Genomic DNA, 18,158 nt, shown 5'->3' with positions numbered 1-18,158 from the left:
GCGTTGGCCTGGTGATAGACCTGGGCGAGCGGTTCGCGAGTGACTTCGGAAATGATCAGGACGTGCCGGCGGTTGAACGCCGGGTGAATGGCATAGGGGCCTGGGGTGTGTTGCGCAGACATGGTGTGTCTCCGTTTGGCGGTGCGGGGTCAGTGATTGATGGTGAGACCGTGGCGATCGGTGAGCGCGCCACGGGCGCGTCAGTATTCGCTGGCGAGCATGATCGTCATGACGCGTGTGGTCTGAGCCGGGTCTGAGGGATCGTCAGAGCCGTATTCGCAGGCGAGATCGTAATAATCGATCCGCCAGAAGATTTTCTCGCCGTCGTATTCGAACGCGCCGAAGTTGTGTTCCTGATACGGATCATTGTCTTCGGTGAAAGCGTCGAAAGTCATCACGCGATGCAGGATCGCGAGTTGAGCGCTTAACGACTTGGCGGCGATCGCGCGCGTCAGGCAGAGTTTGCCGCGCGCGTGCGGCGCTTGGCGAAACGCGTCGTTCAGTTCGCGAACGCGCGCGGCGCTGGCGCCTTCATCCGGTTCGGGCATGGGGAGGTCTCCGTCAGCCATGAACAAGCCCGGCCTCGATCTCGCCGATCGAGGCGTAGAGCGCGGTCAGATGAAGGGCGGCCGGGGAATGAGCGGCGGCGTGGACGTATTTTCGCCAGTCCGTTCCGCTCCATTGCGCCGGATTGGAATTCCGGCTGTTGCGCCCGGAGGCGGCGCGCTCGCAGTCCATGATCAGATCGGTCGCGAGCCGGTCGGCCGCCTGTTTGCGCGCGGAAAGACGCTGTTGGATCGGATTGGCGTTCATCTCGAAGCCTCCGCCAAGCGCGCGCCAACCTTGTTGGCGAATTTCACCATGGCGTCGACCGCCTGGTCGCTGTTCGCGGCCTCGGGAACGCCGGGGACGACAAGGGTTTTGTGGTCGTGACCAACCCGCGCCAGGGCGGACACCTGGGATTTCAGGCGCTCCAGGTCGGAATGACGGGCGATGGGAAGCGCGCCGGCGGGACAACGGGGGCCGAAGCCAATGACGCCGGCGCGGTCGGCGAAAGCGGAATGAGACATGGGATTCTCCAAAAGTCCGCGCGCGCGGCGGAGCCGGCGCGTGCGGGATGTCACAGGATGAGGTGATGGAGCGCGATGGATTACGCCGCGGCGGCGTGGTCTTCGTCTTCGCCGGCGTCTTCGGCGGAACCGGACGCGGCCGCGCCTTGCGGTTCGTCGTGCAATTCGTCAGCGTCGGAGACTTCGCCGCCGTCGTCCTCATCGTCGCCGGCGCCGTAATACGCGTAGCCGCGCGTGAAGGTGGTCGCTTCCTCATCGCTGAGGGCGAAGAGGGCCTGCGGAAGAACGACGCGGGTTTCGCGCGCCTGCTCGATGATGGCGGCGCGGGTCTCCTTGACCTTGCCGCGCGGCAGAACGCCCATGCCCGAACCAAGGCGTTCCAGCGCGGCGCGCGACAGCGCCGGCAGGAAGTCTTCGGTGGCCATGGTCGGCAGCCGTCGCGGAGCGAAGCGGCGGACGTGCCGTTGAGGTGGAAGGTCGGGAGCTTCATTCGCCAGCCCTCCGGAAGCTCGGAGTGGATTGGCGGTCGAGCCATTCGGCGGCGTCCCGCGCCAGGCCCGCCATGCGCGCCGCGCGGGCGGCTTCGCGTTGCTTGGTTGCGGCGAATGCGCGGAGCGAGTTCGGTCCGCTCTTGCCGGCCTGCAGCAGAATGTCGATCTTGCGGCCGTCGGCGGTGGCGATGCAGGCGTAGGCGCTGGCGCCGATCAGGTAAAGGACGTGCGTAATCTGGTCCTCGGGAGGAAGACTGGCGATGCTCATGAGGGGGAGTTCCTTCCGGCTTGCGGGCGACGGGTCGAACGCGAGCGCCCCGGCGACGGGCTTGCGTCGGCCGGGGCGCGTCTTGGGCGGGATTAAAGGGTCGAGGGACTATTGCGCGCCGATGGCGGCGGCGGCTTTGGCGGCGATCGCTTCGGTGGGCGCGGACCTGCGGTCGACGAAGGTGAAGCAGCGCTCGCCTATGGCGACGTGCCATTGCACCAGGTCGTGCGTGACGCCTTCCGAAATGTGGAACATTTCAACGCCGCGATGACGCCGCCAGCGGCAGGGCGGCAGGCATTCGAGCGCATAGGTGAATTCGGCCAGGGTTTCTTCAGCCGGCTCGGTGATCTGCTGCGCCGTCCAGGTCTCCAGCATTTCGTCGAGTTCGGCGTCATCGACCACGCGGACAGGAAAGCCGCGCTCCAGGCCATATTGCTCAGGCGTCAGATTGCCGTCGGCATAGGCGACAAAGCCGTCGTCTCTGATGTGGGTCTGGACGAAGCCGGCGAACGGCGCGTCGCTGCGGATGATCCATTGCGTCATGGTCGCCCCCTCAATCCATGTTGCAGTGAACGAGGGCCGTCGCGTAATCGACGCCGGTTTCTTCCGCATAGATCGCGGCCATGTCGCCGGGGCGGTTGGATGCGACCGCCGGAGCGACCACGTTGTCATCCAGGCGCAGATTCCGCAGGTTGTCTTTCAATTGTTCGAGGGGCGCGAGCGCCGCTTGCACTTCATCCGATCGGCAATTCGCCTTCAGGAGCGCGCTCGACAGGTCGTCGCCGAATTGCTCGACTTCGGAGATCTGCCGCGCGATTTCGTTCTGGCGGGCTCGGTTTTTGGATGCTGTCATCGGGCTGTCCTTCCATATTTTGGACCTTGAACAGCCCCTCGCGCTGCGCATCCCGAGGCCGCCGCAAGGGCGCGAAGCGCCGGGCTTGACCCTTGCGGCGGACGAAGTCGATGCGGTAGCGGATTTTCCTTTTCTCTTTTTGTTCTATTCCCTCCGGCGGCCCATGTCGGGGCGGCCATCGTCATCCGCTCAGTATTCCGCGGCGGTGCATTCCGCGTCGTCGCCGAACTCCTCGGCGACTTGCGCGTAAATGTCGCTCAGGTTGATGCTGAAGCTTTCGCCGTTCGCGTGGATGGCGATGGCCGATCCAGAGATGTATCGAGCGGCTTCCGCGCCAGCCTCCATGATGACGCAGACCTGGTTGTCAGCGAGGTGCTGAGCGATTTCGCTGTCGATGTCGATAGCGTCATCATCCTCGAAACGGCGAGGCACGCCGCCGGATTGGTCGTCCGAGACGAAGCCGAAGAGGGCGCCATGCGTGATCAGTTTGACCGCGTATTGGGCGATCCAAGCCTTGAACGCGGCTTCATTCTTCACCGCGAAATAATTTGACCGGCAGTCGCCATAATAATTCGCCATTTCTTTTCTCCAATGAAAGGCTGATGCCCGTTGCGCCGCCCAGCGGAGGACTGCGTTATTTCATCATGCCCATGAGCGCGATTTCCTCGGCGCCGTAGACCGTGTTGTGGTGGCAGGCGTCGCAGCGATATTTCCGCGCATCCGGTTCGCAGGCTTCGCGCTCGGCGCCGCAGGCGAGGCACAAGCCATAACTGTTGGCGCTGGCCTCTTCGATTTCCTCGAGCGTGAATCGCTTCGGGATGATCTTGCCGTTGGTCGGGTTGCGTTCGATCCGGTGGTTCATGGCTCAGGCCTTCAAAGTCTGTGGCTGATTGAGGGGAGGAGCGCGCGCGGCCCATCAGGTCGCGCGGTTTCGGCGATCGGAATGCGGAGGCCAATCGTTTGCGCGCACGCGTTCAGGCTGCCGCCTGCTCGCGGTAGCGAGCGACTTCCGCGAGTTTTTGCTTGATCTGACGGTTGATCTTGTCGGCGCCATGTTGCGCGACGAGCGCCTCGATCAACCATTTGGAGGCTTCACGGTCGGTCGGCGCGCCGCCGCCGCGCGAACACATCATGCGAACCGCGGCGTCGTTGACGTCGCCGACGATCAGGCCGGTTTCGACGTGAACGAGCGCGGTCTGCCCCTTGTGGACCTGGATTGCGAAGCGATGTTGGGCATTGCCGACGTAAAGCAGGATCGGCGCGCCAACGCGGGGTTCAAACCGGATGGCGCCGCTCTTGTCGGCGCAGGGGACGGTGTAGGAGATCGGGCGCGCCATGATCATCCCTCCGGGGTGATGATGATGAACGACGCGCCGTTCTCGAACAGCAGCGCATGGATCGCGCGCTCGGGCGTCGGATAGGATTTGCCGCAGCCGAAGTTCGGCGCGCTCGCCGACCAACTGCCGTCACCGCGGTCTTGATGGATCCGGTAATCGGTTTCGCAATTCTCGCGAAACGGCGCGTTCTTGAGCCGCCACCGCGGATCGCGGTGCGAGCAGGAAACGCTGAATTTGCTCATCGGACTGTCCTTTCCACATTCTGGACCTTGAACAGCCCTTGGCGCCGCGCATCCCGGAGCCGGACGCAAGGGCGCGAAGCGCCGGGCTTGACCCTTGCGGCGGGCGATGGCGATGCGGTAGCGGAATCTCCTGCTTCAGTTCCTCCGTTTGTTCTCTTGTCCGTTCCGGCGCCTCAACTGTGCATGTGCCCGTCCGCTTCGATCCCCAGGCACATGCCGGCCCATTCGATCATGAAGCAGACGGCGACGCCGGCGATGTATCCGGCGCGGCGGGCGGCCAGATAGTTCGGCCAGGTCCGCCCCTCGTCGCGCGCGACAAGGCGTTGCAGCGTGCGTTGTTGCGCTTTGGTGAGGGTTTTGCGGTTCATATCTCGTCCTCGCTGAGATGAGACTCGGGTACTTTTTCCAAGGCGACGGCGGCGATCTCCTCGATGTCGATGAACTGGTCAGCCATCTGCACGATTACGCCATTGTGGCCGGCGAGCCATCGCCATTCCGCTCCCCGCAGCGTCAGGCCGCTCTTGAGCATCATGACGCGCCGGTCGCCGGCGAGCGCCGTCTCGTCAATCGTTTCCATCCCTGATTTGAATTGGGCGACTTTCATGCGGGGCTCCCGGTTTCGTGGCTCAAAGTTCTTTTGGGGGTAGTCTTTTTCGCGAGGGTCTCGATCGTCGATGACCGCGATGCGCCCGTGCGATCACGGCCGACAAGGTCGCGCCAGGCCTCGCGGAACAATTCGGCCTCGATGGCGGCTGCCGCGGCGTTTCGAGCTTTCGGAAAGGTGAGCCTTTTGCCGCCCGGCAGAACTACGGAGATGTTGATCGGGTCGTCGTCGATCTCGGCGTCGGCCATGCCGGCGGCGCTTTCATTGTCCTGTTCGCTGAAGTCGATCAGGTCAGGCAGGATGTCTTCCACCTGGTCGAACAGAATGTATTCCGCGCCCTTGCTTGTGGCGAAGAGAATGCACGCCCAAAGGTCTGCGGGCAGCTCTTGAATCTCTTCCGGGCAATGGACGAAATAGCCGTATTCCGTCACGCCGCCGAGGATCGGCCATCCATCAGCGGGCCGATCCGAAAGCCATTCCCGTGTTTCGGCGCACAGATGGCCGGTTGAGAGCGGCATCAGTTTGTGGAAAAATGGCGCTTCGGGCTTCGCCGTCAGCTGTTCGCTTTTCGCGCGCGACCAAGCAGCGTTCCAAATGGCCATTTGCTCCGCGACGATTTGCCCGTTGGCGCCTTCGCAGATGAGCGCCGCCTTTTCTCCGAATGTCGCGCGCCAAGTGGCTTCCATGACCATATTGGCGTCGCAGAAGTCGTGCGAGGCGCAGGACAGACTGTTGTCATAGTCGGGCGACGCATTGCGGCGACGCATTTCTTTCCAGTCTTTCTCGCTCAAACTCGCTTTCAAGTGACGGGCGAATTGTTCCGCCAGGACATAGGTTTGAATCTCGGACCAATCGTCGGACGTAAATGAGGCGTCGTTCGCGGGGAGACGGCCGCCGTCTTCGTCGGTCCTGAAAATGTGGAAGCGGACACCGTCCGCGAAGGCGCGCATTTCCGGCGCGGCGTAATCGATGAAGATCGACAGACGAAGCTGGGCATTGTGAAAGGAGGGGCACGCGTCGTTATGCCAGCTATCGTCTTGAAAGCCCTGCGGAAGTTTAGGCAGGGTCGCCGGATCGAAATCCGGGAATTCAACCGAAAAGGTCTTCATCGATGTTCTCCTGGGATGGTCAGGGCGCGGGCTTCATCCGTCAAGCGCGCAATCCGCGCGCACATGCGGTCCGTTCTTCTGGATTCGCGGACGTAGGCGAGCGCCAACGCGATGAACGCGGCCAGCGCTGCAACCTCCGACACGATGAAAATCGTTGTCTTCGACATGGTCTTCCCTCGGTTGGCGGAGTCTTGTGGGGAGCGTCAGGGGCTCGGAGCGCTCGGACGTGGGCGCGTCATGCGGCGGCTTTGACGTGGCGTGCGCGCCAGATTGCTACGGGCTCGCAGTTTTCGTCGGTCAGCTGTTCCGACGCTTCGATCGCAAGTCCGTTTTCGTCGCGCGCCCAGCGGCCTTCGTTGAGACCGTACCAAATGATGTTGGCGGCGTGATCGTCGGCGAGGTCCGGCGGAATGTCGGCGCCCGGAATCCAATGCTGGCGCCAAATCACCATGTCGGGCGCGATCGGCAGATCGAACGACCGCATCACGCCCCCGTTCAGGTCGCAGATTTCGACCGCGTAGCGTCCGAGAGGCGAATGACGCCGTTGGCGTTCGCTCTCATTGATTTTGGCCCAATTGCCGGCGTCGAACTTCGCTTCAAGGCCGCTTCCCACACGTCGGTCGCGTTCGCCTTTGAGGATGTCGAGCGCGAGACGCGCGACGGACGGTACGCCGGCGAGTGTGGCGCGCGCGGCGGCCTCCGCGAAGATGCTGGTGGGTTCGCAATAGCTGGTGACGCCGCTGGCGCGGTCGCCGCAAATGAAAGCGCCATCCTCGGCGAGGATCCAGGCAGGGATCATCTCGATTTCCTGTGTTCGCAATGGAAGGGAAAGGGCGCGTCGCTCCGCGCCCTGTGGGTCATTCGTCGTCGCCGGCGTTGATACGACGCCAGTTGCGGGCGTCATGCGGCGCGGTGATCTCAGGCGTTCCGCGGTGGCTGGCTTGCGCGACGCGGAGGACTCGGCACGCGAACTTCATGATCGCCGGGATGCCGCGCTGGGCAAGCCGTTTGGCTTTCTCGGCGTTAGGGCTGGTCGGGTAGCTGTAGGAGGTCACGCGGCTGTCAAAATCGCCGCAGATGAAAGCGCCGTCTTCGGTGATGATCCAACAGGGGTTCATGACTGCGTCCTTTCCTGTTCGAAGGCGATTGCGGGCGCCCAAACCTGTCGCTTGGGCGCGCGAATTCAAATCTTGGGGAGACCGGAGAGGCCGCAGTATCCGCGGCGCTTGGCGTTGGCGGCGGCCTCGGGCTCGCGCCAACAGGCGGCGTCTTCGTCCGTCGCCGGACAGAATTCCCAATCGGCGGGAACTTCGAGCGGGCGGCCGTCGGCATCGGCTTCGGTTTCCGCCCAGGAATTGCCGAGCACGTTGCGCATCGCCGGCTTCACCGACGGATCAAGCCAGCGCCAAGCCATGCAGTCTGAGCCGATGCACTGGCATTTTGATGGGGCAAGAAGCGTCTCGCTCACGCTTTCCCAACGGTTTGCGGCGGAATCATCGTCGCCAAAGGCAAATCGGACGTGCGGACACCATTTTTTGGCGGCCTGAGTTTCGGTCAGAAGCATTTCTGTGGTCCTTGATGAAGACGCGAACGGGCGCTCCGAACCGCCAGTTCGGGGCGCAGGGATTTGGGAGGTGTTTGGGAGCGCTGGCGGGATCGCGCTTTACGCGGCGCCGGCGTGCGCGGGTTCGATCCAGACCTTGGTGGTTCCGCGCGCCGGGAGATGGCGTTTCTTCAGCCGGCCCTGAACGAAGGCTTCCTGGAAGGTTCGCGCGGTGGCGGCGGCGGCCTCCCGCTTGGCGTTGGCGTGCACGTCCAGGATCGACCACATCAGGCGAAAGCGCGTGTCGGAATCCATCTGATCGAAGGCGTTGACGGTCCGACGGGAGTAGCCGAGATCGACGCGCTCGATTCCGCCGCCATGTTGGACGATCAGAGCGTAGTTGCCGAAGCGCGGCTTGACGATCTTGAAGCTATGGCTGCGGCAGTCCGTTCCGCTGACGCCTTCATGGACCGAAGGCAGGATGCGGCCGGGCTCATGGAACAGCAATTCCTCGTCGTCGGCGACGGGCGGCTGGCGCCAGGCTTCGCGGCCGTGATTGCTGGCTTCGAAAACGGCGCGCGACCAGCCAAATCCGGAGTCTTCAAGCTTTTCGTTGCGCGGCGGGACAGATGGAACGCGGGCGCAATCGTGGTTGGCTTCGGTGTTCAACATCTCAGGATTTCCTTTTATCTCTGTGAGATAAATCCTGAGCCGGCCGGCGGCGGCGGTCGGGGCAAGGGCGCGTCAGCGCACGGCCCGACCCTTGCGGCGACCGCCGCCCGTCGGCGAATAGTCTCTTCTCTCTTTTCCTTCTTTTGTTTCCCTAGCCGTACATTTCCGCCTGTTGGCCGCGCCGTGGCTACGTGATCCACCGGTGTCGACGCGGCAACGATCACTGCGCGCCAATCCGCTTAACGCCGCCCCGTCACATATCGATGATTGAGCTGGCAAGGACGGCATCCGGCTCGGAAGGGACGTTCCCGGCATAGCCCGCCATCGTCCCGAATGCTGCCAAAAGCCGTCTTGGGCCGTCACGGACGAAACTCTTGGATCCAGCGATCAGCAAGTCTCCAGCAATGATCGTGGATCGGGTACGACAGCATCCAGGACGCGGGCCGATGAAAGGACCGTCGGGACGCCCGCGCCGGGATGCGTGCCGGCGCCGACCAGATAGAGCCCTTTGATGTCTTCGCTCCTGTTGTGCGGGCGGAACCAGGCGCTTTGCGTCAGCGCGGCCTCAAATCCAAATGCGGCGCCCTTGCGCGATTGCAGCACATCCTGAAAATGCTGCGGCGTGAAGATCCGCGATGTGATCACCTCGTCTTCAAGGCCCGGCAGGAGGGTTTCCGAGAGGCGCTTGGCGATGGCCTGCCGGTAGGGTTCGGCCTTGCTTGCCCAGTCCACGCCGCTGTCCATGTGCGGAACCGGCGACAGCGCATAAAACGTATCGCAGCCCTCGGGCGCGAGGCTCGGATCGATCGCGGTCGGGCGATAGAGATAGAGGCTGAAATCCTCCGCCAGAACCTTGCGGTCGAAAATATCGGCGACATGCGCTCCGTAGCGCGGCCCGACCAGGATCGTATGGGGCTGAACCTGCGGGTATTTCCGCCGGGTTCCGAAATACCAGACGAAGACGCTCATCGAATAGGCGGCGCGATCGAGCTTGCGATCGGTCCAGCATTTTCTCGGCGCCTTGGCGAGCAACTTTGCGTAAGTCGTGGCGGTATCGGCGTTGGACACCACGATATCGGCGGCGATGGTTTCGCCGGAGGCAAGCCGGACGCCGGTGGCGCGGCGGTTCTCGACGGTGATTTCCGCCACTTCGGCTTTGGTGCGGAGGACGCCGCCCTGGCCTTCGATCAGCCCGACCAGGCCCTTGACCAGCGCGCCCGTGCCGCCCATCGCGAAGTGAACGCCCCAATGCCGCTCGAAATAGGAGATCATGCAGTAAATCGACGAGGCCCGGAACGGATTGCCGCCAATGAACAGGGGATGATAGCTCAAGGCAAAGCGCAGATGCGGGTGTTTTACATAGTCGCAAACGGTCGCGTAAACGCTGCGGTCCGCGCGCGCGCGAACGAGGTCGGGAACAATGCCGATCATCTGCGACAGCTTGTCAAACGGGATGTGTCCGAACTTTTCGAAGCCGATTCGGAACAGCCGCTCGCTGTGCTGCATGAAGCGCGTGTAGCCCTCGACATCCTCCGGCGAGATGCGCGCGATTTCCTTTTTCATCGTCGTGTCATCGGCGAAGGCGTCGAAATGGCCGCCATCGTCAAACATGACGCGATAGTATGGGTCCAGGACGCGCAGATCGATGTCGTCCGAAAAAGTCTTGCCGCACAGCCGCCACAGCTCTTCGAACAGGAAGGGCGCGGTGATGATCGTCGGCCCGGAATCGAAGGTGAAGCCGTCCTGGACGAAGACGCGGCCGCGGCCGCCCGGCCGATCGAGCTGTTCAAGCACCGTGACGTCGTAACCGCGCGCGCCCAGCCGCACCGCCGCCGCTAATCCGCCAAAACCGCTGCCGATGATGATGGCGCGCGGTCTGTTTGCGGAAGTCGAAATCGCGTAATCGGCTGACATGGCAAGGCCTTGGGTTTTGAGTCGGAACGCTTCAGTTGTCCGCGTCAGGCGCTGGACGCAGTCACAATAATGAGCAAGGCTCACATTTTGGACTCGCATTCGCGTGAGGCGCCGTCGTGCAGAAACAAAAAACTGAAACTGTTCGGAAAAGACCGAAGCAGGCGCGCTCTCAAACGACCGTTCTGACGATTTTCGAGGCAACGGCTCAGATTCTCGACCAGGAAGGCGAGAAGTCGCTGACGACCAACAGGGTCGCCGAGCGCGCCGGCTTTTCCATCGGCACGCTCTACCAGTATTTTCCCAACATGGACGCCATTCTCCTGGCGATGATTGACAAAGAGCGCCAGCGCCTGATCGCGCATCTCGAACAGTTCATCGTGGAGGCCGAAAGCAGCGATGCCGATCCTACGCTTCTGATCAGGCTTTTTGTGCGGGCGCTGATCGATGGTTTCGGCGTGGCGCCGACAATCTTCCGGCCGCTGTTGAAGCGCGGCTGGCAGCTGGATCATACGCCCGAGGTGATGGCGTCGGCGCAAGCGCTGGCGGCGCGCATCCAGCTCGCCATTGTTCGCCGCAATCACCCTGCATTCCCACCGCCGGACGACGCTGCGATGTTCGTCGCGACGCGTGGCGCGCTCGGGGTGATCCGCGCCGCCGTCCACGAGGATTCGGTATTGATCGGGACGCCGGATTTTGAAGACGCCCTGGTTCGTCTCGCCATTGGCCAGTTGAGAACCGCGTAGCTGCACAACCGGATGAGCATGGTTTTGCGGTCGAATGGCTGATCGCCGTCAATGGCGGCAAATGAGCGCTTGGACGACGTAGCCAACAGCGTTCCTGGAGGTCGCCTTCCCGCCGCAAAAGGCCGAGCGCCGTGAGCGCGGCAAGAGAAAAGCCACGGCCAAGCTGCTACGGTCGAGTCCGGCTCAGTGCGGTCCTACGACATGAAAGCCCAACCGGCGGGAACCTCGTCGTCAGGAGACTTTCCGATGGCGAAATGAACTGGTGCTTATGATCCATCGGGACGAATGCGTGGGGATGCGACGGCACGACTGCCAACTCCGACAAATCCTTTACCTTGACCACATCGTCAAGGTTGCATAGCCTCATCTACCAGCGGTGACGGCTCGGAATTTCAATATTCGCTGTGCCAATCTCGCCGATTTTTTATCTTTTTGGTAGATTTAACTCGATGCAATGTAATTCGACTTCATTTGCTCCAGCCAACAATCCGTGGCTTTATGTCCCACTGGCCGATTACGAGGGACACATGTCGGAGATTGGCCAGACAGGCATGCTGGCAGATCAATTTGAAGCCGCACTAGCGGCATATTCTCCCAAATCTGTGGCACTTGTCGGCTGCGCGGGAGGGAATGGGTTTGATCGCATTCGATCGAGTGCAGTGAAGCGTGTCGTCGGCATTGACATCAATCCCACATACCTTTCCGAAACATCTCGCCGATTTGCTGGAGTCATCTCTGGCCTCGAACTCTATCAAGCCGACATCGCGAAGGTCGATTTTCGTGTAGAGCCAGTCGATTTGATTTTTGCCGGCTTGATTTTTGAGTTTGTTGATTTGGTTGCGTCCATGGCTGTGCTTCGGACACTGTGCAGCCCAAAAGGCATGCTGGTCACCGTGCTTCAGCAACCGTGTGCCTCGATGCCCGCAGTTTCCCCATCAAGTTTTGTTAGTCTTCAGAAGGTGGCTGGTTTAGTGAGATTAGTTTCGCCATCTGAACTTGAACTGGTTGCAAAGAATAGCGGATTTTTGGCGGTCTCGAAGGATGAGATTGGATTGCCATCTGGAAAACAATTTTCTGTACAGACGTTTCAAGCTGTTTAAGCAACCCCATAGCCGCAAGCTCTGCAGGGCTGTTTAGTTCCCTGAACTTGGAGGCTTCTCGGGGATTCCCGCGCGCGAAAATGTGTGAATCTATCGGCGACAACCCGAATCGGAGGTTGTCGCATGGCGGTGTCGTTGCTGGAGATCTTGCGCTCGGTTCCTGATCATCGTCGTCGGGAAAGCAACGAAATACCCGCCGCGCCGGAATTGATCGCGGCGCTCCGCCTCAAGTGATGCCTCTTCACCCTCGACGCCGAGCATTGTCAAAAAAATCGTTCACTCGCGTGATCGCCTCTGGCAATCATCTGCTCACGCAAGTCAAAGACAACCAGCCGAATTTGCGCCGGCGGCTCGAGCTTGGATCCATGGGGCGCAAGCCCAGCGGTTCCGCGACGAGCAAATGCAAAGGCCGCAACCGCTGGGAAACGCGCGAACTGACGGTGTTTCCGTCCAAGGCCTGGTTCCGCGGCACGCCTTGGGAAGCGCTGATCAAAACCGTTCTGCGGTTGGAGCGCTCCGTGTGGAAACGTGACCCCAAAACCGGGATGCTGCGCGGGACCAACGAGACCGTCTTCTGGGTGTCCTCGCTCAGCGGTCCGACGCCCGAACAGTGGAACGACCACATCCGGCGACATTGGCGGATCGAAAACGGCAGCCATTATATTCGCGACGTCGTCTTCGCCGAGGACGCCTCACGCATTCGCAAAACCCTGACATCGCCGCCCGCCTGCGGTCTTTCGCCTACAACCTGCTCAGGGCCGCTGGCTGCGACAACGTCAAAAACGCCCGCTGGCGCGCCGCCCTCGACCTCAATCACGTCCTCGCTATGCCTCAGATAGCTTGAGAACTGCACAGCCCTGGCAAGCTCTGACTTTCAGTACATTTTTTTCAATGCTCACATCGGAGCTATCGACGGGTCTAGCTTCGCTTCGTAAAGCCACGGTGACGGTCGGCTGACGGAGCCTGGCGCATCCTTCCCCGTGCAGCCATCGACCGGTCTACCGCTGGCACCGGCCCTTCGCTCAATGCCCGCTTTCCGCCGGGAAGAGCCGAACGCCTTGAACGCAGTAGAAGCAAGGCCAAGTCCACGCTACGGCCGGCGCCACGGACTCGTCGCCGTCAAAGCCCGGCCCCTTCCGGGTCGGACTTCAGGTCGTCGCGGCCGAGGTAGGAAATGGCGAGTTCGCGAAAGATGTAGTCGATGACCGAGGTGGCGCTGGCGATGGCGTCGTTGCCTTCGACGAAGCCAGCCGGCTCGAAGCGCGCGCCCACGAAAGCGTCAACGTATTCCTCAAGCGGCACGCCATATTGCAGGCCGATCGACACAGCGATGGCGAAATTGTTCATCAGCTCGCGAAACGCGGAGCCTTCCTTGTGCATGTCGATGAAGATTTCGCCCAGGCGCCCATCGGGATATTCGCCAGCTTGGAGATAGAGCTTGTGGCCGCCGATCCGGGCCTTTTGGATATAGTGACGACGGCGTGTGGGCAGGCCCTCGCGCAGGATCAGGCGCTCAATTTGGCGCGGCGTCGCGTCATCAGCGGACGTGACGGCGACTTCGTGGATTTGCGGCGATCGTTCCATTGCTGCCTCCTGTTCGCTCGGAGTTAAAAGCTGCGCATACGGGCGCGGAGGTCGCGCAGCGCCTGCGCCCTTTGCGGCGACAGATGCGGCCGTCCCTGTCGATCGGACGCACGCTTTGCCCGCTCCTTGGCGTGGTCGGGGATCTCCGCGATGAAGATCGACGGCTCGCTCGGGCCGCGTCGGAATTGCGCCGAGGAAATCGTCACCTGCCGCTTGCCGCGCGTGAGCGCGACATAGGCGAGACGGCGTTCCTCGTCGGCGTCGCCATAGGTCGAGGGAATGATTCCGTTCTCGAACGCCGGCAGGAACACCTGGTCGAATTCCAGCCCCTTGGCCCGGTGCATGGTCATCAGCCGCACGGCGGGCGTCGCGCCCTCGCTGGCCCGGTTGGTCGCAAGTGCGGCATGATCGAGGAGCTCGCGCGCGGAATGGAAGCTCGAGGCGAGTGAAACCAGTTCTTCCAGGTTCTCCAGCCTGCCGGCGGCGTCTTCGGCTTTGCTGGCGCGCAAAAGTTGCCGATAGCCGCAGGCGTCGAGCAACAGAGAAATCTGGTCGGCGAGCGAATGGCTCGGATCGGCGCCGATGCGGCGGACCTGGTCGGCCATTTTCAAGCCTTCCCCGCGGGCTTTCGGAGGAAGCTTGGCGGTCTCGAGCGCGCAAAGCAGCGAGACATTGCGGAACGCGGCCTCCTCCTCGACGATCGCCAGGGTTTGTGGACCAAAGCCGCGACGCGGTTCGTTGATCACGCGGCGGAACGCCTCGTCGGACTGGCGGTCGTCCGGATGGGTGGCGAGGCGCAGATAGGCGAGCGCGATCTTGATCTCCTGGCGCGCGTAAAAGCCGACGTCGCCGACAAGTTCGTAGGGGATTTTGGCGCGCATCAGCGCTTCTTCGAAGGCGCGCGACAGCACGTTGGTGCGATAGAGCACGGCCATGTGGTCCCAGGGCATTCCTTCGCCATGGCGTTTGCTGATCGCGGCCGCGAGGCCAAGCGCTTCGGCCTCGGCGTCGCGATAGGTCGCGATCGTAATCGGCTGACCGTCGCCCTGGTTGGTGAAAAGGGTTTTGCCCAAGCGCTTCTTGTCGCCGGCGATGACGGCGTTGGCTGCGGCGAGGATGTGGCCGGTCGAGCGGAAATTCTCCTCGAGGCGGAATTCGCCGGCGTCGGGATAGTCGCGGGTGAACCTGCGTATGAGCTCCACATTGGCGCCACGCCAGCCGTAAATCGACTGGTCGTCATCGCCGACCGCGAACAGGCGTTGGCAATGGCTCGCCATCGCCTTCAGCCAGGAATATTGGGCGTAATTGACGTCCTGGTACTCGTCCGCTAACACGGCGTCGAAGCGCTCGGCCCATTGCCGGCGATACTGGCTGTCGTTCATCAGCGCCAGGGTCGGCCACAGCAGGAGATCGCCGAAATCGGCGGCGTTGGCCTCGCGCAGGCGCTGTTGATAGAGCGCATAGATCTTGGCGGCGTTGCGGAACGTCATGCTTTCAATCGGCGATCCCTCGCGTTCGGCCGCCTTGATCATGGCCTCGATCCGCGACGAGGCCGTCTCCGGCGTGATCAGCTGATCCTTGAACGACGAAATCTTGTTGGCGATGGTCTTGACCGGATCGCGGCCGCCGGCGGTCTCGGGGTCATTGGCGAGGTTCAGCGCCTTCATGATCCGCTTGATCAGGAGATGGGCGTCGCCGGCGTCGAGAATATCGAATTCCTTGCGCAGGCCGGCGATCTCCGGGGCGGCGCGCAATTGTCGGGCGCCGAGGCCATGGAACGTCCCGAGCCAGTTCGGCGCGGCGTTTTCGCCCAGGGCGGCGCGGATGCGCTCGGTCATTTCGGCCGCCGCCTTGTTGGTGAAGGTCGAAACAAGGATGCGCGCGGCCGGGATCTTTTCGATCTCGATCTTGTGAACCACCGAAGCGGTCAAAGTCGACGTCTTGCCCGTGCCCGCGCCGGCGAGGACGAGCGTCGACCCCGGGTGCGTCGCCGCTTCCCGTTGCGTGGGCGTCAGGCGCGCCGCGAGCGCGTCCCAGGCGGGCGGCTGCTCGGCGCCGGAATCGTTGGCCATCATGGAGCGCCAATCGTCCCAAATGTCGTCGGGACCATTATCCAGCTCGGGCAGGTATTCGTCGGGATCGGAAAAGCCCTGGTTCATGGCGAAACTCCTTGGGATTTGAGCACGTCGTTCCAGTCCTCGCCGTCAATCGGCGGGCGGCGGCGCAGAAAGGGAACGCCCGCCTCGATGGCGAGCGTTTCGTGGCGCGCCGCATAGCGGTCGCCGGCGAGATTGGCGTCGGCCGCGCTCTCGAACTGCGCGCCGGGCAGGACGCCGATCGCGCGCAAGTGGGTCTTGATCATCTCGGTCGAGTCCGGGCCCATGCCGCCGCCGGTCGCGGCGTAAATCGTGTCGTCGCGCAAGCTTTCCAGCGCCGCCCGGCTCAGGGCGTCGATCGCGGCCTCCGCCAGGACGAAGCGGCTGCGCCCCGCGATCTCGCGCGGGAAGACAAACAGCGACTTGCAGCCGCCGGTGAGCGACCCCTTGTAGGTCGGACCTCGGACGTCGACATGTGTGACGACGCCCCCGGCGCGATGGGCGAACCAGGCCGAGCCGTAGGGGCCTTCGCGGATGACGTCGCAACGGGCGGCGGCCAGAAGCACGGTTTCCGGCAGGCCGCGGCCCGCGAGATAGCGCCAGGTCTGCGAATGCTTGCGCAGGCGCGGTTTTTGCGCCCACCTTTCCGCGATCGGCTGCGTCGGGTTTCGTTTGGCCCTGGTCCGCTCCATTGGCGCGAAATCCGGCTGGACACCGGCGAGCGGCCGCAGCGTCTTGCGGACGTGGCCGAAATTCAGCCCAGGCTCCAGAAACTGGACGAGCCCGAACACATCGCCCTTGGCGTCGCTGTTGGGGTCCCACCAACCCGCCCCCTTATGCGTGACGATGACGATCTCGCCGGCGCCGCGGCGGTATTTGAGGCAATGTCGGGTGCTCTCGGCGCGGTCGAGCCGCCAGGGCGGCGTCGCCTGTTCAAGAACCGTCGCGCAACTGACGCCGGCGCGCAGTTCGTCGACCTCCATGCGAGGATCCTTCATCTCCTCCTCCTGATTTTTTGCGAAGCGACGCCGGCCCGACCGCGAGGCGGCGTCGGGGCAAGGGCGCGCGGACTCGCGCGGGAGCGTGCGACGCACCCTTGCGGCGACAGACGGCGATAGCGGTAGGGATGATGTGCCCTCTCCTTCCCGGCCTCTTGGTGTGGGCTCAAGGGAAGCGGCGACTGGCGCGAAGGCGAAGCGGTCTTATCGAACGATCAGCAGAAGGCGTTCTTGACGGCGTCCATGAAGGCGCGCAGGTCTGCGTCTTGGTCGGCGCGAGCCTCAACCTGGCGGATGGCGTGCAGAACTGTGGTGTGATCGCGGTTGAACCGGCCGCCGATGCGGGAAAGCGACCAATTTGTGATCGTTCTCACGGTCCACATCGCCTCTTGTCGCGCCGCCGCGATCGGCGCCCGCCGGCCTTTCCCAAGAATGTCGGCGACGGAAACGCCCGTGCGCTCGGAGACCATTTTCAGGATCGGATCGAATTTGTCTCTCGACAGGTCGAGCGCCGCGACCAAGTCCTCCGGCGGCGCCATGGGGACGGCGACTGTCGTCGGAACCGTCGGCGGGTCCGTTCCGATCAGGATTCGGATCGGCGTCTTTCCTGTTGGGGCTTTGACGCCTGGAAAATTAAGCCGTCGCCGCGCCGCCCGGTATCTTGCGACGAGTTCGGCGACGGATCGCGGTTCGCCTCGAGGGGCGAGTTGAAGGGATGACATGATGTTTCCTTCCAGATTGGTTGTGAAGCTTGCGGGTTGGAGATTGCGGTCGCTTCGCTGCTATTCGTCGGGGTAATCGCCCGGACGTTCGAGCCGATCGCGGCAAGGCGGGATGAACCGGAAGCGGGGATCGCCCCAGTTCGCCGGGGCGTCGCGCCACCACACCAGCCACGAATAGGAGGTCGCCGTGGTTTGCCGGCGCTTTAGGCCGGACGTCGTCAAAGTCGGCTGCCATTTTCGGACCTTGCTTCGCAAGATCGGCAGGCGCTGCACGAACAGGCACACGAAATGCGGCGGCCTGTCCGCGAAAAGGGTCTGGTAGCGGGTTTCCCCTTCCACGAAGGACGAGCGGGTGAGCATGGCGACCAGGCGCCAATCGGGCAGCGCGAGCGCGCGAGCGATGAAGGCGGCGGCGGCTGTGAACGGCGGGTTCGAGATGACAATTTCGGCGCTCGCCGCCGGCGTGTCGCCAGGGGCGAGAAAGTCCGCCACGAAATCCTGCGGGTCGATCGTCTCGGGATCGGCGCGATAGTCGAATATGTCTGACGTCGTTACGTCGGGCCAATATTCCTTCAGGGTTCGGCTCATGTAGCCGCGATTGGACGCCGGCTCGCAAACGCGGCCTTCGGGAACGCCGATGTCGGTTTGCGCCAGGACTTCTTCGACCAAGGCGCGCGTGCCCCAGCAGGGTGTGGGGAAGTCATCGAGGGAGGCGCGAGGCTCAACGCGCTGAGCCCGAACCGCGTGGCTGGACATTTTCATCGTCGCCCCTTTGGCGAGAATTTCTCATTACAAATCAGCCAGTCATACGC

27 protein-coding genes and 1 pseudogene are annotated in these 18,158 nt (G+C 62.8%); 3 read left to right on the top strand and 25 right to left on the bottom strand.

Going from position 1 to position 18,158, the window contains the following annotated elements; all coding sequences use genetic code 11:
• Positions 1-200: 200 nt before the first annotated feature.
• The 20 genes from CFB24_RS20615 to CFB24_RS20525 form a co-directional block, all read right to left on the bottom strand.
• A complete protein-coding gene (locus CFB24_RS20615) occupies positions 201-548 on the bottom strand; it encodes a DUF3768 domain-containing protein (protein WP_088522515.1) in 348 nt (115 codons plus the stop codon).
• Between the two features lie 13 nt (positions 549-561).
• Entirely contained in the window at positions 562-813 is a 252-nt protein-coding gene (locus CFB24_RS20610) for a hypothetical protein (protein WP_088522514.1), read from the bottom strand.
• A complete protein-coding gene (locus tag CFB24_RS20605) occupies positions 810-1,070 on the bottom strand; it encodes a hypothetical protein (protein ID WP_088522513.1) in 261 nt (86 codons plus the stop codon). Before CFB24_RS20605 ends, CFB24_RS20610 begins: the two co-directional genes overlap by 4 nt.
• A gap of 80 nt (positions 1,071-1,150) precedes the next feature.
• Entirely contained in the window at positions 1,151-1,495 is a 345-nt protein-coding gene (locus tag CFB24_RS20600; RefSeq protein WP_088522512.1) for a hypothetical protein, read from the bottom strand.
• A gap of 61 nt (positions 1,496-1,556) precedes the next feature.
• Positions 1,557-1,829, bottom strand: a complete 273-nt coding sequence (locus tag CFB24_RS20595; RefSeq protein ID WP_088522511.1) for a hypothetical protein — start codon at positions 1,827-1,829, stop codon at positions 1,557-1,559.
• 108 nt (positions 1,830-1,937) lie between these two features.
• Positions 1,938-2,372: a hypothetical protein gene (locus CFB24_RS20590; protein WP_088522510.1), complete on the bottom strand. Its 435-nt coding sequence runs from the start codon at positions 2,370-2,372 to the stop codon at positions 1,938-1,940.
• A 10-nt stretch (positions 2,373-2,382) separates the two neighbouring features.
• Positions 2,383-2,733 carry a hypothetical protein gene (locus tag CFB24_RS20585; protein ID WP_141098539.1) on the bottom strand — a complete coding sequence of 117 codons (351 nt, stop codon included), beginning with the start codon at positions 2,731-2,733 and terminating at the stop codon, positions 2,383-2,385.
• Between the two features lie 138 nt (positions 2,734-2,871).
• The gene (locus tag CFB24_RS20580) at positions 2,872-3,261 is read right to left on the bottom strand and encodes a hypothetical protein (protein ID WP_088522508.1); all 390 of its coding nucleotides are present in this window, start codon (positions 3,259-3,261) and stop codon (positions 2,872-2,874) included.
• A 55-nt stretch (positions 3,262-3,316) separates the two neighbouring features.
• Entirely contained in the window at positions 3,317-3,544 is a 228-nt protein-coding gene (locus CFB24_RS20575) for a hypothetical protein (protein WP_088522507.1), read from the bottom strand.
• 112 nt (positions 3,545-3,656) lie between these two features.
• On the bottom strand, positions 3,657-4,019 hold the full coding sequence (locus CFB24_RS20570; protein WP_141098538.1) for a hypothetical protein: 363 nt from the start codon (positions 4,017-4,019) through the stop codon (positions 3,657-3,659).
• Between the two features lie 2 nt (positions 4,020-4,021).
• Entirely contained in the window at positions 4,022-4,261 is a 240-nt protein-coding gene (locus tag CFB24_RS20565) for a hypothetical protein (RefSeq protein ID WP_088522505.1), read from the bottom strand.
• A 173-nt stretch (positions 4,262-4,434) separates the two neighbouring features.
• On the bottom strand, positions 4,435-4,629 hold the full coding sequence (locus CFB24_RS20560) for a hypothetical protein (RefSeq protein ID WP_088522504.1): 195 nt from the start codon (positions 4,627-4,629) through the stop codon (positions 4,435-4,437).
• Complete coding sequence (locus CFB24_RS20555) at positions 4,626-4,865, bottom strand: hypothetical protein (RefSeq protein WP_088522503.1); 240 nt, start codon at positions 4,863-4,865, stop codon at positions 4,626-4,628. The genes CFB24_RS20560 and CFB24_RS20555 overlap by 4 nt, the downstream gene beginning before the upstream one ends.
• Positions 4,862-5,974 (bottom strand): DUF5983 family protein, encoded by a 1,113-nt coding sequence (locus CFB24_RS20550; protein WP_088522502.1) that lies wholly within the window; start codon positions 5,972-5,974, stop codon positions 4,862-4,864. The genes CFB24_RS20555 and CFB24_RS20550 overlap by 4 nt, the downstream gene beginning before the upstream one ends.
• The gene (locus CFB24_RS23240) at positions 5,971-6,141 is read right to left on the bottom strand and encodes a hypothetical protein (RefSeq protein ID WP_158255346.1); all 171 of its coding nucleotides are present in this window, start codon (positions 6,139-6,141) and stop codon (positions 5,971-5,973) included. The genes CFB24_RS20550 and CFB24_RS23240 overlap by 4 nt, the downstream gene beginning before the upstream one ends.
• Before the next feature lie 68 nt (positions 6,142-6,209).
• Complete coding sequence (locus tag CFB24_RS20545) at positions 6,210-6,773, bottom strand: hypothetical protein (RefSeq protein WP_088522501.1); 564 nt, start codon at positions 6,771-6,773, stop codon at positions 6,210-6,212.
• Positions 6,774-6,831: 58 nt separating this feature from the next.
• Positions 6,832-7,092, bottom strand: a complete 261-nt coding sequence (locus tag CFB24_RS20540) for a hypothetical protein (protein WP_088522500.1) — start codon at positions 7,090-7,092, stop codon at positions 6,832-6,834.
• Positions 7,093-7,157: 65 nt separating this feature from the next.
• Entirely contained in the window at positions 7,158-7,538 is a 381-nt protein-coding gene (locus CFB24_RS20535) for a hypothetical protein (RefSeq protein WP_088522499.1), read from the bottom strand.
• A gap of 99 nt (positions 7,539-7,637) precedes the next feature.
• Positions 7,638-8,189, bottom strand: coding sequence for a hypothetical protein (locus CFB24_RS20530; RefSeq protein ID WP_088522498.1), 552 nt, complete (start codon positions 8,187-8,189; stop codon positions 7,638-7,640).
• Positions 8,190-8,576: 387 nt separating this feature from the next.
• Complete coding sequence (locus tag CFB24_RS20525; protein WP_088522497.1) at positions 8,577-10,103, bottom strand: phytoene desaturase; 1,527 nt, start codon at positions 10,101-10,103, stop codon at positions 8,577-8,579.
• Between the two features lie 116 nt (positions 10,104-10,219).
• Between CFB24_RS20525 and CFB24_RS20520 the strand changes: the two genes are divergently transcribed.
• From CFB24_RS20520 to CFB24_RS20510, 3 genes are all read left to right on the top strand, one after another.
• A complete protein-coding gene (locus tag CFB24_RS20520; protein ID WP_088522496.1) occupies positions 10,220-10,846 on the top strand; it encodes a TetR/AcrR family transcriptional regulator in 627 nt (208 codons plus the stop codon).
• Positions 10,847-11,373: 527 nt separating this feature from the next.
• A complete protein-coding gene (locus CFB24_RS20515; RefSeq protein WP_206605507.1) occupies positions 11,374-11,946 on the top strand; it encodes a class I SAM-dependent methyltransferase in 573 nt (190 codons plus the stop codon).
• 260 nt (positions 11,947-12,206) lie between these two features.
• Positions 12,207-12,785 carry an ISAs1 family transposase gene (locus CFB24_RS20510; protein ID WP_158255347.1) on the top strand — a complete coding sequence of 193 codons (579 nt, stop codon included), beginning with the start codon at positions 12,207-12,209 and terminating at the stop codon, positions 12,783-12,785.
• A 310-nt stretch (positions 12,786-13,095) separates the two neighbouring features.
• Here CFB24_RS20510 and CFB24_RS20505 read toward each other — a convergent pair.
• The 5 genes and pseudogenes from CFB24_RS20505 to CFB24_RS20485 all read right to left on the bottom strand — a co-directional run.
• Positions 13,096-13,467 (bottom strand): annotated as a pseudogene (locus tag CFB24_RS20505) (TSCPD domain-containing protein); the annotation flags it as partial.
• Between the two features lie 86 nt (positions 13,468-13,553).
• Positions 13,554-15,689, bottom strand: a complete 2,136-nt coding sequence (locus CFB24_RS20500) for an ATP-dependent helicase (RefSeq protein ID WP_244593343.1) — start codon at positions 15,687-15,689, stop codon at positions 13,554-13,556.
• The gene (locus tag CFB24_RS20495) at positions 15,686-16,624 is read right to left on the bottom strand and encodes a DUF3991 and TOPRIM domain-containing protein (protein WP_244593344.1); all 939 of its coding nucleotides are present in this window, start codon (positions 16,622-16,624) and stop codon (positions 15,686-15,688) included. Before CFB24_RS20495 ends, CFB24_RS20500 begins: the two co-directional genes overlap by 4 nt.
• Before the next feature lie 215 nt (positions 16,625-16,839).
• Positions 16,840-17,163 carry a helix-turn-helix domain-containing protein gene (locus CFB24_RS23235; protein ID WP_158255348.1) on the bottom strand — a complete coding sequence of 108 codons (324 nt, stop codon included), beginning with the start codon at positions 17,161-17,163 and terminating at the stop codon, positions 16,840-16,842.
• Between the two features lie 243 nt (positions 17,164-17,406).
• Complete coding sequence (locus tag CFB24_RS20485) at positions 17,407-18,015, bottom strand: methyltransferase (protein WP_088522491.1); 609 nt, start codon at positions 18,013-18,015, stop codon at positions 17,407-17,409.
• Between the last annotated feature and the right edge of the window lie 143 nt (positions 18,016-18,158).

This window comes from Rhodoblastus acidophilus, assembly GCF_900187365.1.
Lineage (GTDB): Bacteria > Pseudomonadota > Alphaproteobacteria > Rhizobiales > Beijerinckiaceae > Rhodoblastus > Rhodoblastus acidophilus.
Note: the sequence above shows the minus strand (reverse complement) of the source record. Positions and strands in the feature narration are given on the sequence as shown.

Bases quoted from the DNA above. Each gene is read 5' to 3' on its own strand.
- CFB24_RS20615 (WP_088522515.1), bottom strand. From the start codon at position 548: ATGCCCGAACCGGATGAAGGCGCCAGCGCCGCGCGCGTTCGCGAACTG.
- CFB24_RS20610 (WP_088522514.1), bottom strand. From the start codon at position 813: ATGAACGCCAATCCGATCCAACAGCGTCTTTCCGCGCGCAAACAGGCG.
- CFB24_RS20605 (WP_088522513.1), bottom strand. From the start codon at position 1,070: ATGTCTCATTCCGCTTTCGCCGACCGCGCCGGCGTCATTGGCTTCGGC.
- CFB24_RS20600 (WP_088522512.1), bottom strand. From the start codon at position 1,495: ATGGCCACCGAAGACTTCCTGCCGGCGCTGTCGCGCGCCGCGCTGGAA.
- CFB24_RS20595 (WP_088522511.1), bottom strand. From the start codon at position 1,829: ATGAGCATCGCCAGTCTTCCTCCCGAGGACCAGATTACGCACGTCCTT.
- CFB24_RS20590 (WP_088522510.1), bottom strand. From the start codon at position 2,372: ATGACGCAATGGATCATCCGCAGCGACGCGCCGTTCGCCGGCTTCGTC.
- CFB24_RS20585 (WP_141098539.1), bottom strand. From the start codon at position 2,733: ATGCGCAGCGCGAGGGGCTGTTCAAGGTCCAAAATATGGAAGGACAGC.
- CFB24_RS20580 (WP_088522508.1), bottom strand. From the start codon at position 3,261: ATGGCGAATTATTATGGCGACTGCCGGTCAAATTATTTCGCGGTGAAG.
- CFB24_RS20575 (WP_088522507.1), bottom strand. From the start codon at position 3,544: ATGAACCACCGGATCGAACGCAACCCGACCAACGGCAAGATCATCCCG.
- CFB24_RS20570 (WP_141098538.1), bottom strand. From the start codon at position 4,019: ATGGCGCGCCCGATCTCCTACACCGTCCCCTGCGCCGACAAGAGCGGC.
- CFB24_RS20565 (WP_088522505.1), bottom strand. From the start codon at position 4,261: ATGAGCAAATTCAGCGTTTCCTGCTCGCACCGCGATCCGCGGTGGCGG.
- CFB24_RS20560 (WP_088522504.1), bottom strand. From the start codon at position 4,629: ATGAACCGCAAAACCCTCACCAAAGCGCAACAACGCACGCTGCAACGC.
- CFB24_RS20555 (WP_088522503.1), bottom strand. From the start codon at position 4,865: ATGAAAGTCGCCCAATTCAAATCAGGGATGGAAACGATTGACGAGACG.
- CFB24_RS20550 (WP_088522502.1), bottom strand. From the start codon at position 5,974: ATGAAGACCTTTTCGGTTGAATTCCCGGATTTCGATCCGGCGACCCTG.
- CFB24_RS23240 (WP_158255346.1), bottom strand. From the start codon at position 6,141: ATGTCGAAGACAACGATTTTCATCGTGTCGGAGGTTGCAGCGCTGGCC.
- CFB24_RS20545 (WP_088522501.1), bottom strand. From the start codon at position 6,773: ATGATCCCTGCCTGGATCCTCGCCGAGGATGGCGCTTTCATTTGCGGC.
- CFB24_RS20540 (WP_088522500.1), bottom strand. From the start codon at position 7,092: ATGAACCCCTGTTGGATCATCACCGAAGACGGCGCTTTCATCTGCGGC.
- CFB24_RS20535 (WP_088522499.1), bottom strand. From the start codon at position 7,538: ATGCTTCTGACCGAAACTCAGGCCGCCAAAAAATGGTGTCCGCACGTC.
- CFB24_RS20530 (WP_088522498.1), bottom strand. From the start codon at position 8,189: ATGTTGAACACCGAAGCCAACCACGATTGCGCCCGCGTTCCATCTGTC.
- CFB24_RS20525 (WP_088522497.1), bottom strand. From the start codon at position 10,103: ATGTCAGCCGATTACGCGATTTCGACTTCCGCAAACAGACCGCGCGCC.
- CFB24_RS20515 (WP_206605507.1), top strand. From the start codon at position 11,374: ATGTCGGAGATTGGCCAGACAGGCATGCTGGCAGATCAATTTGAAGCC.
- CFB24_RS20500 (WP_244593343.1), bottom strand. From the start codon at position 15,689: ATGAACCAGGGCTTTTCCGATCCCGACGAATACCTGCCCGAGCTGGAT.
- CFB24_RS20495 (WP_244593344.1), bottom strand. From the start codon at position 16,624: ATGAAGGATCCTCGCATGGAGGTCGACGAACTGCGCGCCGGCGTCAGT.
- CFB24_RS23235 (WP_158255348.1), bottom strand. From the start codon at position 17,163: ATGGCGCCGCCGGAGGACTTGGTCGCGGCGCTCGACCTGTCGAGAGAC.